Consider the following 13200-nt stretch of genomic DNA (forward strand, 5'->3'; position numbering starts at 1 on the left):
CATCACATAGCGTTTAGCGAACCGGCGGAGCGTACTGAATGCCGCCGTCCGTCCACAGGGCGTTGATGCCGCGCTCGATTTCCAGCGGCGAATCGGCGCCCACGGTCTTGGCGTAGATCTCGCCGTAGTTGCCCACCTGCTTGATGATGTTGTAGGCCCAGTCGTTGCTCAGGCCGAGCTGCTCGCCGTAACGGCCGTCGACACCCAGCAGGCGTGCGACGTCGGGGTTAGGCGGATTGGCCTTCATGTCATCGACGTTTTCGCTGGTCACGCCCAGTTCCTCGGCGTTGAGCATGGCGAACAGCGACCACTTGACGATGTCGAACCACTGATCGTCGCCCTGGCGCACCACCGGACCCAGCGGCTCCTTGGAGATACGCTCGGGAAGGATCTTGACGCTGGACGGGTCCTGAAGCTGCAGGCGCAGCGCGGCGAGCTGCGAGGAGTCGGAGGTCAGCACGTCGCAGCGACCGCTATCGAAGCCCTGCGAGGTCTGGTCGGAAGTATCGAAGGCGACCTGCTGGAACTGCATGTCGTTGGCCTTGAAGTAATCGGCCATGTTGAGTTCGGTGGTGGTGCCGGACTGCACGCAGATCGAGGCGCCGTCGAGTTCGGTAGCGCTATCGATACCCAGCTCCTTGCGGATCAAGAAGCCCTGACCGTCGTAGAAGCTGACGCCGGCGAAGTTCAGACCCAAGGAGTTGTCGCGGGTCGCGGTCCAGGTGGTATTGCGCGACAGCACGTCGATCTCGCCGGACTGTAGCGCGGTGAAGCGCTCCTTGGCGGTCAGCGGGGTGAAGCTCACGGACTTCGGATCGCCGAACACGGCGGCCGCAACGCCACGACAGACTTCGACGTCGAGCCCCTGCCAGTTGCCATTCTCGTCCGGTGCGGAGAAGCCGGGCAGGCCGGTGCTCACGCCGCAGCGGAATTCGCCGTTACTCTTGACGTCGTCGAGCGTGGCCGCCTGGGCCTGGGAGGCCACAGACGCAGCCAGTACGGCGGCAGGTAGCAGTAACAGGCTCTTGTTCTTATGTCGCATAGTGGAATCAACTCCCTCGCGTTGTCATTTGAGTGCATGCTCAAGCATGGCCTCATAACGCTAGCAAGGAGTGTTCCAACCTGTCGCCTGTTCGCGTTACACCTTCAATCAACGTAGACCCAACGCAGGCGAGCGACGCCGACGCAGCGCCGATGCACCATGAAGTCGCCTTGAGGCTGCGCCGGGCCCCAGCAAGAGGCGGCCCTTTTGCCGGCCCAGGCCCGCTCCGGCCCGGCCCGGCCCGGCCGAGAGCGATTTACCAGCCACCCTAATCGCGGCTCGAGAAGAAACGTTGCCAGGCAGCCAGCACCAACCAGGCGATCAGCGCACCGAGGCCGTTGGCGAGGATATCCAGCCAATCGCCGCCCTGCCGGCCGGGCACCGCCACCTGGGCGAACTCGATCGCCACCCCGTAAATGATGGCCAGCGCGGCCGCCCGCCAGGGGCGCAGCCCCGCCAGGCCGGCGACCAGCGCCAGCGCGGCATAGGCGCTCAGATGGTTGAGCTTGTCCCAGGGCAGGTTCGCGGGCAGTTCCTCGGCCGGCGACAGGCTGCCCCAGGCGATCACCAGGACCACGGCCAGGGTGGCGACCATGGCCAGCCGGCGCCCGTAGCGGCGCAACGGATAGGCCGCCCGTTCAGCCGGCATGGTAAGCCGGGCTGAGTTCGTGGAGCGCATCGAGAAAGGCGCTGACCTGATCGGGCTCGGTGAATTGGCTGATGCCGTGGCCCAGGTTGAAGATATGCCCCGGGCCGGTGCCGTAGCTGTCGAGAATCCGCGCCACCTCGGCGCGAATCGCCGCCGGGCGGGCGAACAGCACGTTGGGGTCGAGGTTGCCCTGCAGCGCCACTCGGTGGCCGACCCGCTCGCGGGCATCGGAAAGCTCGGTGGTCCAGTCCAGGCCCAGCGCATCGGCGCCGCTGGAGGCGATGTGTTCGAGCCACTGGCCGCCGTTCTTGGTGAACAGGATCACCGGCACAGGGCGGCCGTCGTGCTCGCGGTTCAGCCCGGCGACGATCTGCTCCATGTAGCGCAGCGAGAATTCCAGATAGGCCGGCGTCGACAGCGTGCCGCCCCAGGTATCGAAGATCTGCACGACCTGGGCGCCGGCGCGGATCTGCGCGTTGAGATAATCGGTGACCGCCTGGGCCAGCAGGTCGAGCAGCTGATGCATCGCCTCGGGGTTGCCGTAGAGCATGCCCTTGACGTGGCGGAAGTCCTTGCTCGAGGCGCCCTCGACCATGTAGGTGGCGAGCGTCCAGGGACTGCCCGAGAAGCCTATCAGCGGCGCCCGGCCATTGAGTTCGCGACGCACCGCGGTGACGGCGTTCATCACGTAATCGAGATCGCGCTCGGCATCGGGCAGGCTCAGCGCCTCGACCTGGGCCTGGGTGCGCACCGGCTTTTTGAACTTGGGGCCCTCGCCGGTCTCGAAATACAGCCCCAGGCCCATGGCGTCGGGGATGGTCAGAATGTCGGAAAACAGGATCGCGGCGTCCAGCGGATAGCGCTCGAGCGGCTGCAGGGTCACCTCGCAGGCCCGCGCGGTGTCGCGACACAGATCCATGAAGCTGCCGGCCTCGCCGCGCACCCGGCGGTACTCGGGCAGGTAACGCCCGGCCTGGCGCATCATCCATACCGGGGTGCGATCCACCGGCTGGCGGGCCAGGGCGCGAAGAAGACGGTCGTTGTGAAGTTCCATCGGGCTCTCGTCGACTCGTGAGTTTGCGCCATTGTAGCGGATGGTCGGGCATCCGACGTCCCCTGCATATGGGTGCCCCTCGAGGCGCGCGGCTGATGAGCCATGGCCGCTATCCTGCTATCATGGGTCGTTTCCATCGGCGGGCGCTGGTGCCCGCCGGTTCGCAGTCGAGGATCATCGTGACGATACGCTTCATCGCCGCCTCCCAACTGCCCACGCCCTGGGCCACCTTCACCATGCACGGCTTCGAGGACGAAGCGACGGGCAAGGATCATATCGCCCTGACGCTGGGCGACGTGTCGATCGGCGAGGCGGTGCTCGGCCGCGTGCATTCGGAATGCCTGACCGGCGATGCGCTGTTCTCGATGCGCTGCGACTGCGGCTACCAGCTCCAGGAAGCGCTCAAGCGCATCGCCGCCGAGGGCCGCGGCGTGCTGCTCTACCTGCGCCAGGAAGGCCGCGGCATCGGCCTGCTCAACAAGATCCGTGCCTATCACCTGCAGGATCAGGGCTACGATACCGTCGAGGCCAACGAGCACCTGGGGTTCGGCGCCGACCTGCGCCGCTACGACCTGTGCGTGCCGATGCTCGAGCACCTCGGCGTGCGTTCGCTGAAGCTGATGACCAACAATCCGCGCAAGGTCGACGCCCTGACCCGCGACGGCGTGACCATCAGCGAGCGGCTGGCGCTGACCACCGGCCGCAACCCGCACAATGAACACTATCTGTCGACCAAGGCCGGCAAGCTCGGCCACCTAATGGCGCTGGAGGATTTCACCCCGGCGGGCGACGTGGAGAACCGGCGCAAGCCCTGAAGCCGGGCTTGCCGCGTTTCTGGATCTGACGAGGAGCCAAGGCGATGCCCCATCCCCGTTTGCGCAACGCGACCGACCATACCGACGAAGACGACGTCTACAGCCTGCTCGAGGAGTTGCTGCACAGCATCAGTCACGGCATCGGCGCGATCCTCGCGCTGATCGGCATGGTGGTGCTGATCGCGCTGGCCAGTCTCGCGGCCCACGTCGACCCCTGGAAGATCGTCGGCGTCAGCCTCTACGGCGCGACCCTGGTGCTGCTTTATACTGCCTCGACGCTCTACCACGGCGTGCGCCGGCCTCGCCTCAAGCGGGCATTCAAGGTTGTCGACCACTGCGCGATCTATGCGCTGATCGCCGGCACCTACACACCCTTCCTGTTGGTCAACCTGCGCGGCCCGCTGGGCTGGACGCTGTTCGCCATCATCTGGACGCTGGCGATCGGCGGCATCGCCCTCAAGCTGATCTGGCCGCATCGCTTCGGCGTGCTGCGGGTGGCGGTCTACCTGGTGATGGGCTGGTTGATCGTGATCGCCGCCGATGCCATGGGCAGCCATCTCTCCGATACCAGCATCGCGCTGCTGGTCGCCGGTGGCATCACCTACACGCTGGGCGTGGTGTTCTACGCGATCCGGGCGATCCCCTTCCACCACGCCATCTGGCACCTGTTCGTGCTCGGTGGCAGCGTGTGTCACTACTTCGCGGTGTATACCGCGGTGCTCTCGCCCCAGGCCTGAGCGTGCTCCGAGTCCTGAGTGCAGCCGGCTCAGGACTCCAGCAGCCGTGCGCCGGGGCCCTCTTCGCCCAGCACATCGCCGGGATTGCGCAGCGGACAGGCCTCCATCGACAGGCAGCCGCAGCCGATGCAGCCGTCGAGTTGGTCGCGCAGCCGCTCCAGGCGCCGGATGCGCGCGTCGAGCTGGGCGCGCCAGTTGGCCGACAGCCGCTGCCAGTCCGCTGCGCTGGGACTGCGCCAGGCCGGCAGCGCCTGCAACGCCTCGCCTATCTCGTCCAGCGGCACGCCGGTGCGCTGGGCGACCTTGATGATCGCCACGCGGCGTAGCACGTCGCGCGCGTAACGGCGCTGATTGCCGGCGTTGCGGCGACTCGCGATCAGCCCCTTGGCCTCGTAGAAGTGCAGCGTCGACACCGCCACCCCGCAGCGCGCGGCCACCTCGCCCACCGACAGTTCGCGTTTGCGCGGCTTGAATCGATCCATTCGCGACCCCCTTGACCTCAAGTTTACTTGAGGTTCTAGAGTAATCGGCGACCGTTCGCAACCCGAGGTGCCGCCGCATGACTGCCCCGCTCGCTCTCACCATGATTCTCGGTGGCGCTCCGCCCACGCAATTCCGCGACCGCGTGGTGCGCTGGGTGGCCCGCCAACTGCGAGATCGCGACCAACTGGCAGTCACGCTGCTCGATTGCGTCCACGACTCACCGCAACTGCCGACCGAGGCCATCGCCGCAAGGCTCGACGTCGCCGATGGATTCCTGGTCCTCACGCCGGAGTACACTCGGGGCGACCCGATGACGTTGGAACGCTTGCTGGATGCCATCGACGCCCCCTGGGCCGGCAAGCCGGTCGCGTTGATCGGCTACGGCGGCGACTCGGGCGGCGAGCGGGCCGTGGCCCGCCTGCAGGAACGTTTCGTCGCCCGCCGCGCACTGGCACTGCCCGAGCCGCTATGCTGTGCCGATGCCTATGGCCGTTTCGGCCTGCATGGCGCGCTGTACGCCTCGCTCGGCGAGCCGCTGCGCCTGGCCCGGCTCATCGCCCGACTCGAGCTCTGCGCCCGTGCGCTGAGGGCAGCCCGCAGCGCACGGCCCGCTTCCGTCGATACGCTCCGGCGATAGTGTCGGGCTATTTGCAACCGGTCGCCATCCAAGCCGTGCCCCAAGCCGGCAATCATCACCAAGGACAGGATCCGCCATGTTTCGCTGGTTCGAAAACCGTCTCGATCCCTTCCCCGCCGAGGAACCGGGCCGCCCGCCCGCCTCGCTGGTCGCCTTCTGCCTGCATTATACCCGCGGCGCCTGGCCCTACCTGACTGCCTCGGCGCTGCTGATCGCGCTGATCGCGGTCACCGAGGTGTGGATCTTCGGCTTCCTGGGCAACATCGTCGACTGGCTGTCCAGCCAGCAGCGCGAGACCTTCCTCGCCGACCAGGGCTGGAAGCTCGCCGGCATGGCGCTGTTGATCCTGGTCGGGCTGCCGTCGATGGTGCTGGCGCATTCGCTGATCAACCAGCAGACGCTGATGGGCAACTATCCGATGCGTATCCGCTGGCTGGGCCACCGCTACCTGCTCAAGCAGTCGCTGGGCTTCTATCAGGACGAGTTCGCCGGGCGCATCGCCACCAAGCTGATGCAGACCTCGCTGGCAGTGCGCGAGTGCGTGATCAAGCTGATCGACGTGCTCAACTACGTCAGCGTGTACTTCCTGGGTACGCTGGTGCTGGTGGGTCTCGCCGACTGGCGGCTGGCAATGCCATTGGCGGCCTGGCTGGTCGGCTACCTGCTGCTGCTCTACTACTTCATTCCGCGCCTCGGGCGCGTCTCCAAGGCCCAGGCCGACGCCCGCTCGCAGATGACCGGACGGCTGGTCGACAGCTACACCAACATCCAGACCGTCAAGCTGTTCTCCCACGCCCGGCGCGAGGCGAGCTTCGCCCGCCAGGGCATGGCCGGCTTCCTGACCACGGTGCACGGCCAGATGCGCCTGGTCACCGGGCTCTACGGCGCGCTCTACGCGCTCAATGCGCTGCTGCTGTTCGCCATGGGCGCGCTGGCGATCGGGCTGTGGCTCGGCGAATCGGTGAGCATCGGCGCGGTGGCCGTGGCGCTGGGTCTGGTGCTGCGGCTGTCGGGCATGTCGCAGTGGATCATGTGGGAGGTCTCGGCGCTGTTCGAGAACGTCGGCACGGTGCAGGACGGCATCGCCACACTGTCGCTGCCCCACCACGTCGAGGACGCCGAAGAGGCCGTGGCGCTGAGCGTGCCCCACGGGGCGATCGTCTTCGAGCGCATTCGCTTCCACTACGGCAAGGGCAGCGGGGTGATCGACGAGCTGAGCCTGACGATCCGCCCCGGCGAGAAGATCGGCCTGGTCGGCCCGTCGGGGGCCGGCAAGTCGACACTGGTCAGCCTGCTGCTACGTTTTCACGACCTGGAGGGCGGACGCATCCACATCGACGGCCAGGATATCGCCCGGGTCACCCAGGAGAGCCTGCGCGCGCAGATCGGCATGGTCACCCAGGACACCTCGCTGCTGCATCGCTCGGTGCGCGACAACCTGCTCTACGGCCGGCCCGACGCCGATTCGGCGATGGTCGACGCGGCGGTACGCCAGGCCCACGTGGCGAGCTTTCTCGACGAGCTGCGCGACATCCACGGCCGCCGCGGCCTGGAGGCCCACGTCGGCGAACGCGGGGTCAAGCTCTCGGGCGGCCAGCGCCAGCGCATCGCCATCGCCCGGGTGATGCTCAAGGATGCGCCGATCCTGATCCTCGACGAGGCCACCTCGGCGCTGGATTCCGACGTCGAGGCGGCGATCCAGGAAAACCTCGAGACGCTGATGGCCGACAAGACGGTGATCGCCATCGCCCACCGGCTGTCGACCATCGCCGCCATGGACCGCTTGGTGGTCATGGATGGCGGGCGGATCGTCGAGCAGGGCAGCCATGCCGAACTGATCGCCCGCGACGGGCTCTATGCGCGGCTGTGGCGCCGCCAGTCGGGTGGCTTCCTGGATGCCGAGGCGACGCGGGCCAGCGTCGCCGCACCGTCGAGCTGAGCGACAGCGCCGGCGTCAGGCCAGCCGCGCCTGGGCGTCCTGTTCGCGGGTGATCGCCGCGACCACGGCCGGGCGCGCCAGGCAACGCTCGCGATACGCCTCCAGGCCGGCGGGCAGCGGCTGCTCGAAGGCGCGCGCCCACTCCAGGGTATGGCCGATGAACACGTCCGCCAGGCTGAAGGTCTCGCCGAACAGCCACTCCTCGCCATCGAAGCGCCGCGCCAGGGCCTTGAGCGCCTGCGCGAGTTCCCACTGTGCGGTGGGCAGGATCGCCGGCACACGCTGTGCCTCGGGCAGAGCGAAGCAATGCTTGGCCATGGTCCACAGCGGCTGCTCGAGTTCGGTGGTGGCGAAACTCAGCCATTGATCGACCCGGGCGCGGGCGCCGGTCTCGGTGGGCAGCAGCCGTCCCGGCTGGTAGCGCTCGGCCAGGTAGCGGGCGATCGCCGCCGACTCGAACAGCGTCAGGCCGTCATCGACCAGTACCGGCACCTTGCCGAACGGATGACGGCGCAGGTGCGCCTCCTGGCGACCGGCGCCGCTCGCCAGGTCGATGCATTCGCAGGCGTAGTCGAGCTCGAGTTCCTCGAGCGTCCAGGCGATGCGCAGCGAGCGGCTGCGCGGATATCCGTAGAGGGTGATCATGGGCGTGGCTCCGGGATTGATCCTCGCAGTCTAGGTCATCGACGGCCCGGCGGGATCACTCGCCGACGCGAGCCGCCATCCGGCGGATGAGCGCCGCGGTTTCATCGGGGCGGGTGAGCGGCAGCATGTGGCCCGCATCGGGCAGTATCTCCACGCTCAGGCCGGGCACCTTGTCCCGCATGGCCGTGCCGTGGCGTGTCGGGGCGAGGATCGCGTCGCGCTCGCCGAACAGGATCGCCGCCGGCAGGCGCAGCTCATGATAGCGGCGAACCAGGGGCGGCAAGTCGTTCTCGAGTGTCATCAGGTCGGTCGAGTTGGCATAGAAGGCTTGCGGGCGCAGCGCCAGCAGGCCACCGCCGCGCAGCGCGAAGTCGGCGGGCACCGGCTCGGGGGCGAAGATCCCGGCGAGCATGCGCGCTGCATAGCGCAGGCCGAGCGGCACGGCAAAGGTGTCGGCCACGAAGCGTCGCCAGCGCGGCGAGCGGATCGCCATACCGCGAAAGGCCGGGGGCACCTCGGATTCCTGGGCGGTCAACGGCGCCAGCAGTGCCAGGCCCGCCACCTCGTCGGGGTAGTCCTCGGCCAAGGCCAGTGCCACCGCGCCGCCCAAGGAATGGCCGACCAGCAATGGCCGTTCGACGCCCAGTGCATGCCAGGCATCGCGAATCTGCCGCGCCTGGGCGGCAAGGCCGGCACCGTTTGCGCCACGCTCGGAGTAACCCGATCCGGGCCGGTCCACGGCGATTACATGGAAGTCGTCGGCCAACCGCTCGGTCAGGGCGTAGGTGAAGTGCTGCAGCTGTCCGCCCAACCCGTGAATCAGCACCAGCGGCGGCCCCTGGCCGGCCTCGACGAGATGCACGCGTCCCCCGGGCGTATCGACGAAGCGCCCCGCCGGCGGTACGTCGGCCTCGGCACGGCGGGCGACACGTACGCTGAAGCGACGCAATCCCCACAGGCCCAGCGCGATGGCCATCAGCAGGACGACGCCTAGCGCCAACAGGATGCTGTCCATGCGTGCTCTCCTCGAGCGCTTCGATCAATCAATGCGACCCGGTGCCACGTTGCGTCCGGCGCGGCGGCGTCCGGCGCGGCGGCGCCCCGCTCAGGCGCCGGCGGCGCGGGCTTGCTTGATCTGGTCGTAGGCGTGGGTAATCTCGCGGGTCCGCGCCTCGGCGACCTCGCGCATGCTCTCGGGCAGGCCCTTGCCGGCCAGCTTGTCGGGATGATTCTGGCTCATCAGCCGGCGATAGGCGCGCTTGAGTTCGGCATCGCTGGCATCGCGCTCGACGCCGAGCACTCGATAGGCGTCCGTCAGGGCCTGCCCTGACGGCGGCCCGCCACCCGCCTGGCCGGCCTCGCCGCGCAGCATCGCCTCGATCTGGGCGATCTCGGCCTCGCTGCAACCCAGCCCGCGGGCCACGCGCAGCAGCATGTCGTGCTCGGCGGGGTCGAGCTTGCCATCGGCGGCGATCGCCGACAGCTGAACCTGCAGGAACACCTGCAGCAGCGCACGCTGCCCGCGGGTGATGCGACGCACCTCGGCGAGCTCGGCGTCGAGATCGAAATCGTCGGCCTTGCCGCGCTCGAAGGCGTCGCGCGCGCGGTTGCGCATGTCGCCGCTCATGCGCATGCGCGTGAACAGCGTCTCGGCGACCTGGACCTCGGCATCGCTGACCTGGCCGTCGGCCTTGCAGAGGCAGCCCATCACCGCGAAGGTCGAATCCAGAAACTGCGACTGCAATTGGGCGACCCGGGCGACGCCGATGCCCCGCGCCAGGCGCCGGCCGAGCCAGTAGCCCAGCATTGCGCCGATCAACAGCCCCGGCCAGCGGCCGATCATATACCCCAGAATCGCCCCGATCAGGATCGCCATGGTGTCCTCGTGTGCTGTGTCAGGCGCGTATACGCCGGATTAGGATGGCTGGTGGTCGCCCAGGCGCCGGCGAATCGACGCCTCGATGCCGGCGACGTCGAGACCGCAGGACTTAAGCAGCTCGCCGGGCTTGCCGTGTTCGACGAAGGCATCGGGCAGGCCCAGGTTGAGCAACGCCACCTGCACGCCCTCGGCGGCCAGCAGTTCGTTGACGCCGCTGCCGGCGCCGCCGGCGATCGCGTTCTCCTCGAGGGTCACGATCAGCCGATGATCGCGCGCCGCGTCGAGGATCGCCTGACCGTCCAGCGGCTTCACCGAGCGCATGTTGATATGCGTGGCGTCGAGACGCTCGGCGACCTCGCCGGCAGGACCGTTGAGGCTGCCGAAGGCCAGCAGGGCGACGTCGCCGTTGCCCTGGCGGCGAGGCTCGGCGCGGCCGATCTCGATGGTTTCCAGGCTCTCGGGCAACGCCGTGCCGGGGCCCTTGCCGCGCGGGTAGCGTACCGCCGCGGGACCTTCGTGGTGATAGGCGGTGCTCAGCATCGCCCGGCATTCGGCCTCGTCGGCGGGCGCCAGGATCACCATTCCCGGCACGCAGCGCAGGTAGGATAGATCCAGCGCGCCGTGGTGGGTCGGTCCATCCTCGCCGACCAGCCCGGCGCGGTCGATGGCGAAGGTCACGTCGAGGTGCTGCACGGCGATGTCGTGAATCAGCTGGTCATAGCCACGCTGCAGGAAGGTCGAATAGATCGCCACCACCGGCTTCATGGCCTCGCAGGCGAAACCGGCGGCCAGGGTCAGCGCGTGCTGCTCGGCGATCGCCACGTCGTAGTAGCGCTCGGGATATTCCTTGGAGAAGCGCACCAGGTCGGAGCCTTCGCGCATCGCCGGGGTGATGCCGATCAGCCGCGCATCGACGGCGGCCATGTCGCACAGCCAGTCGCCGAACACGTTGCAATACTTGCGTGGCTTGGCCTTGGGCAAGGCGGCGCCCTGTTCGATCGGCGCCTGAGTCTCGATCTCGGGCGGCGGCGCGGGCTCCTTCTCGAGCTTGGTGATGGCGTGATAGCCGATCGGGTCGGCTTCGGCCGGGCGGAAGCCCTTGCCCTTGCGGGTCTTGATGTGCAGGAACTGCGGGCCGTCGAGGTCGCGCAGGTTGCGCAGGGTCTGCGTGAGCCCGGCCAGGTCATGGCCGTCGATCGGCCCGATGTAGTTGAAGCCCATCTCCTCGAACAGCGTCGCCGGGCTGACCATGCCCTTCATGTGCTCCTCGGTGCGCCGCGCCAGCTCGAGCGCGCCGGGCAGCCGCGAGAGCACCTTCTTGCCGCCCTCGCGCACGCTGATGTAGGTCTTGCTGGAGAAGATGTGCGCCAGGTAGCTGGCCATGCCGCCGACGTTCTCGGAGATCGACATCTCGTTGTCGTTGAGCACCACCAGCAGGTTGGCGTCGACGTGGCCGGCGTGGGCCAGCGCCTCGAAGGCCATCCCGGCGGTCAGCGCGCCGTCGCCGATCACCGCGCACACCCGGCGCTTCTCGCCGCGGGTGCGGGCGGCCAGCGCCATGCCCAGTGCGGCGCTGATCGAGGTGCTCGAATGGCCGACGCCGAAGGTGTCGTACTCCGACTCGTCGCGCTTGGGGAACGCCGCCAGCCCGCCGAACTGGCGGATGCTGTGCATCGCCTCGCGGCGCCCGGTGAGGATCTTGTGCGGATAGGCCTGGTGGCCGACGTCCCAGACCACCCGGTCGTGGGGCGTGTCGAGGACGTGATGCAGGGCGATGGTCAGCTCGACCACGCCCAGCCCGGCGCCGAAGTGACCACCGCTGCAGCCGACGCTGTAGAGCAGGTAGGCGCGCAGTTCATCGGCCAGCTCGTCGAGCTGGCCAGCGCTCATGGCGCGCAGCGCGGCCGGCGTATCGATGGTGTCGAGCAACGGCGTTGCCGGGCGCTCGACAGGAATCTCGTCGAACAGCTTCATAAAGGCTCTTTAGTAGTCGCGCTCGATCATGTAGCGGGCGAGGCCGGCCAACGGCTCGCCGGCCTCGCCCAGCGGGGCGATCACGGCCAGCGCCTCGGCGAGCAGCTCGTTGGCCTTGGCCCGGGCCGCCTCGAGGCCCATCAGGGCCGGATAGGAGGGCTTGGCGCGGGCGGCGTCGGCGCCCGAGGCCTTGCCGAGCGTCACGGTATCGCCGGTGACGTCGAGGATGTCGTCGTGGATCTGGAAGGCCAGGCCGATGGCGCTGGCGTAACGCTCCAGGTGCTGCAGCCGCGGGTCGCTCATCGGCACCGCCGTCAACCCGCCGAGCAGCACCGCGGCACGGATCAGTGCCCCGGTCTTGTAGCGGTGGATCTCGGCCAGTGCGTCGGCGTCGATGCTACCGCCGACGACGCCCAGGTCGAGCGCCTGGCCGGCGACCATGCCGTCGCGGCCGGCGGCCTGGGCGAGCACGCGGATCATCGCCGCCAGCCGCCCATGGCCGGCATCGGCCAGCCACTCGAAGGCCAGCGTCTGCAGTGCATCGCCGGCGAGAATCGCGGTGGCCTCGTCGAAGGCCTTGTGCACCGTGGGCTGGCCACGCCGCAGGTCGTCGTCGTCCATCGCCGGCAGGTCGTCGTGGACCAGCGAATAGGCATGGATCAGCTCGATCGCCACTGCGGCGGGGTCGAGCGCTTCGTCGTCGGCGCCCAGCGCGCGCCCGGCGGTATACACCAGTACCGCACGCAGGCGCTTGCCGTTGCCCAGCACGGCGTAGCGCATCGCCGCCTCGAGCCGGTCGGCGGGCGTGTCGCGATGGTCGAAGAGCTCCTCGAGCTCGGCATTGATGCGCGCCTGGTCGGCACTCAGGCGCAGCGGCCATTCCATGGTTTCATCGATCATTGCCGCTCTCCGAGGGCGAGTTGGGAGCCGTGAACGGCGTCGCTTCGAAGCGGCCGTCGGGCTGTTCGACCAACGCCTGGACCTTGAGCTCGGCAGCATCGAGCCGGCGCTGGGCGTCGCGGGTCAGCCGTACGCCCTGCTCGAAGGCCGCCAGCGACGCTTCCAGCGTCAGCTCTCCGGCTTCCAGCTCGCCGACCAGCGCCTCGAGCCGCTCCAGGGTGGCGGCGAAATCCTCGGGCGGCGCCTCGCTATCCACGGGCGCTGCGGGGTGCTTGTCTGCCATGCCGTCGTTCTCGCTCATCGAAACGGGCCGCGCCCTTGCGGCCGGCCCGCACGGGTCAGGGTCTGGGCGGACAGTATACACGCTGTGCAACGGGGTGCCTGCCCCGACGCGGCCTGCAGGCGATGCCGCGACCCGGCCCCATCAATCGCGCTCATGGTCAAGC

At 68.5% G+C, this 13200-nt stretch carries 14 protein-coding genes; 4 read left to right on the plus strand and 10 right to left on the minus strand.

Annotation, left to right across the window (positions count from 1 at the left end):
* Positions 1-13: 13 nt before the first annotated feature.
* The 3 genes from R6258_RS02600 to hemE all read right to left on the minus strand — a co-directional run bounded on the left by R6258_RS02600 (position 14) and on the right by hemE (position 2745).
* Positions 14-1042, minus strand: a complete 1029-nt coding sequence (locus R6258_RS02600; protein ID WP_318447022.1) for an amino acid ABC transporter substrate-binding protein — start codon at positions 1040-1042, stop codon at positions 14-16.
* 268 nt (positions 1043-1310) lie between these two features.
* Positions 1311-1691, minus strand: coding sequence for a VanZ family protein (locus R6258_RS02605; protein ID WP_318447024.1), 381 nt, complete (start codon positions 1689-1691; stop codon positions 1311-1313).
* A complete protein-coding gene (gene hemE / locus R6258_RS02610) occupies positions 1681-2745 on the minus strand; it encodes a uroporphyrinogen decarboxylase (RefSeq protein ID WP_318447027.1) in 1065 nt (354 codons plus the stop codon). The genes R6258_RS02605 and hemE overlap by 11 nt, the downstream gene beginning before the upstream one ends.
* Before the next feature lie 179 nt (positions 2746-2924).
* Here hemE and ribA point away from each other — a divergent pair, with 179 nt between their 5' ends.
* Both ribA and trhA read left to right on the plus strand, forming a co-directional pair.
* Entirely contained in the window at positions 2925-3560 is a 636-nt protein-coding gene (ribA, locus tag R6258_RS02615) for a GTP cyclohydrolase II (RefSeq protein WP_318448019.1), read from the plus strand.
* 44 nt (positions 3561-3604) lie between these two features.
* A complete protein-coding gene (gene trhA / locus R6258_RS02620) occupies positions 3605-4297 on the plus strand; it encodes a PAQR family membrane homeostasis protein TrhA (RefSeq protein WP_318447029.1) in 693 nt (230 codons plus the stop codon).
* Positions 4298-4326: 29 nt separating this feature from the next.
* Here the strand turns inward: trhA and soxR are convergent, their stop codons facing one another.
* Positions 4327-4779 (minus strand): redox-sensitive transcriptional activator SoxR, encoded by a 453-nt coding sequence (gene soxR / locus R6258_RS02625; RefSeq protein WP_318447032.1) that lies wholly within the window; start codon positions 4777-4779, stop codon positions 4327-4329.
* Between the two features lie 77 nt (positions 4780-4856).
* Between soxR and R6258_RS02630 the strand changes: the two genes are divergently transcribed.
* Entirely contained in the window at positions 4857-5417 is a 561-nt protein-coding gene (locus R6258_RS02630; RefSeq protein WP_318447034.1) for an NADPH-dependent FMN reductase, read from the plus strand.
* 76 nt (positions 5418-5493) lie between these two features.
* Complete coding sequence (locus R6258_RS02635) at positions 5494-7356, plus strand: ABC transporter ATP-binding protein (protein ID WP_318447037.1); 1863 nt, start codon at positions 5494-5496, stop codon at positions 7354-7356.
* A gap of 15 nt (positions 7357-7371) precedes the next feature.
* Here the strand turns inward: R6258_RS02635 and R6258_RS02640 are convergent, their stop codons facing one another.
* The 6 genes from R6258_RS02640 to xseB form a co-directional block, all read right to left on the minus strand.
* Positions 7372-8001: a glutathione S-transferase family protein gene (locus R6258_RS02640; RefSeq protein WP_318447039.1), complete on the minus strand. Its 630-nt coding sequence runs from the start codon at positions 7999-8001 to the stop codon at positions 7372-7374.
* Between the two features lie 55 nt (positions 8002-8056).
* Complete coding sequence (locus R6258_RS02645; RefSeq protein WP_318447042.1) at positions 8057-9016, minus strand: alpha/beta fold hydrolase; 960 nt, start codon at positions 9014-9016, stop codon at positions 8057-8059.
* 90 nt (positions 9017-9106) lie between these two features.
* A complete protein-coding gene (gene djlA, locus R6258_RS02650) occupies positions 9107-9877 on the minus strand; it encodes a co-chaperone DjlA (protein WP_318447044.1) in 771 nt (256 codons plus the stop codon).
* A 39-nt stretch (positions 9878-9916) separates the two neighbouring features.
* Positions 9917-11854 carry a 1-deoxy-D-xylulose-5-phosphate synthase gene (gene dxs / locus R6258_RS02655; RefSeq protein ID WP_318447046.1) on the minus strand — a complete coding sequence of 646 codons (1938 nt, stop codon included), beginning with the start codon at positions 11852-11854 and terminating at the stop codon, positions 9917-9919.
* A 9-nt stretch (positions 11855-11863) separates the two neighbouring features.
* On the minus strand, positions 11864-12754 hold the full coding sequence (locus tag R6258_RS02660) for a farnesyl diphosphate synthase (protein ID WP_318447048.1): 891 nt from the start codon (positions 12752-12754) through the stop codon (positions 11864-11866).
* Positions 12744-13037: an exodeoxyribonuclease VII small subunit gene (xseB, locus tag R6258_RS02665; protein ID WP_318447051.1), complete on the minus strand. Its 294-nt coding sequence runs from the start codon at positions 13035-13037 to the stop codon at positions 12744-12746. Before xseB ends, R6258_RS02660 begins: the two co-directional genes overlap by 11 nt.
* Positions 13038-13200: the final 163 nt, after the last annotated feature.

It is taken from the genome of Halomonas sp. HP20-15 (assembly GCF_033446685.1).
GTDB lineage: Bacteria > Pseudomonadota > Gammaproteobacteria > Pseudomonadales > Halomonadaceae > Modicisalibacter.

What these genes read in the sequence shown, in the direction of transcription:
- R6258_RS02600 (WP_318447022.1), bottom strand. Translation starts at nt 1,042, where the DNA reads ATGCGACATAAGAACAAGAGCCTGTTACTGCTACCTGCCGCCGTACTG.
- R6258_RS02605 (WP_318447024.1), bottom strand. Translation starts at nt 1,691, where the DNA reads ATGCCGGCTGAACGGGCGGCCTATCCGTTGCGCCGCTACGGGCGCCGG.
- hemE (WP_318447027.1), bottom strand. Translation starts at nt 2,745, where the DNA reads ATGGAACTTCACAACGACCGTCTTCTTCGCGCCCTGGCCCGCCAGCCG.
- trhA (WP_318447029.1), top strand. Translation starts at nt 3,605, where the DNA reads ATGCCCCATCCCCGTTTGCGCAACGCGACCGACCATACCGACGAAGAC.
- soxR (WP_318447032.1), bottom strand. Translation starts at nt 4,779, where the DNA reads ATGGATCGATTCAAGCCGCGCAAACGCGAACTGTCGGTGGGCGAGGTG.
- R6258_RS02630 (WP_318447034.1), top strand. Translation starts at nt 4,857, where the DNA reads ATGACTGCCCCGCTCGCTCTCACCATGATTCTCGGTGGCGCTCCGCCC.
- R6258_RS02635 (WP_318447037.1), top strand. Translation starts at nt 5,494, where the DNA reads ATGTTTCGCTGGTTCGAAAACCGTCTCGATCCCTTCCCCGCCGAGGAA.
- R6258_RS02640 (WP_318447039.1), bottom strand. Translation starts at nt 8,001, where the DNA reads ATGATCACCCTCTACGGATATCCGCGCAGCCGCTCGCTGCGCATCGCC.
- R6258_RS02645 (WP_318447042.1), bottom strand. Translation starts at nt 9,016, where the DNA reads ATGGACAGCATCCTGTTGGCGCTAGGCGTCGTCCTGCTGATGGCCATC.
- djlA (WP_318447044.1), bottom strand. Translation starts at nt 9,877, where the DNA reads ATGGCGATCCTGATCGGGGCGATTCTGGGGTATATGATCGGCCGCTGG.
- dxs (WP_318447046.1), bottom strand. Translation starts at nt 11,854, where the DNA reads ATGAAGCTGTTCGACGAGATTCCTGTCGAGCGCCCGGCAACGCCGTTG.
- R6258_RS02660 (WP_318447048.1), bottom strand. Translation starts at nt 12,754, where the DNA reads ATGATCGATGAAACCATGGAATGGCCGCTGCGCCTGAGTGCCGACCAG.
- xseB (WP_318447051.1), bottom strand. Translation starts at nt 13,037, where the DNA reads ATGGCAGACAAGCACCCCGCAGCGCCCGTGGATAGCGAGGCGCCGCCC.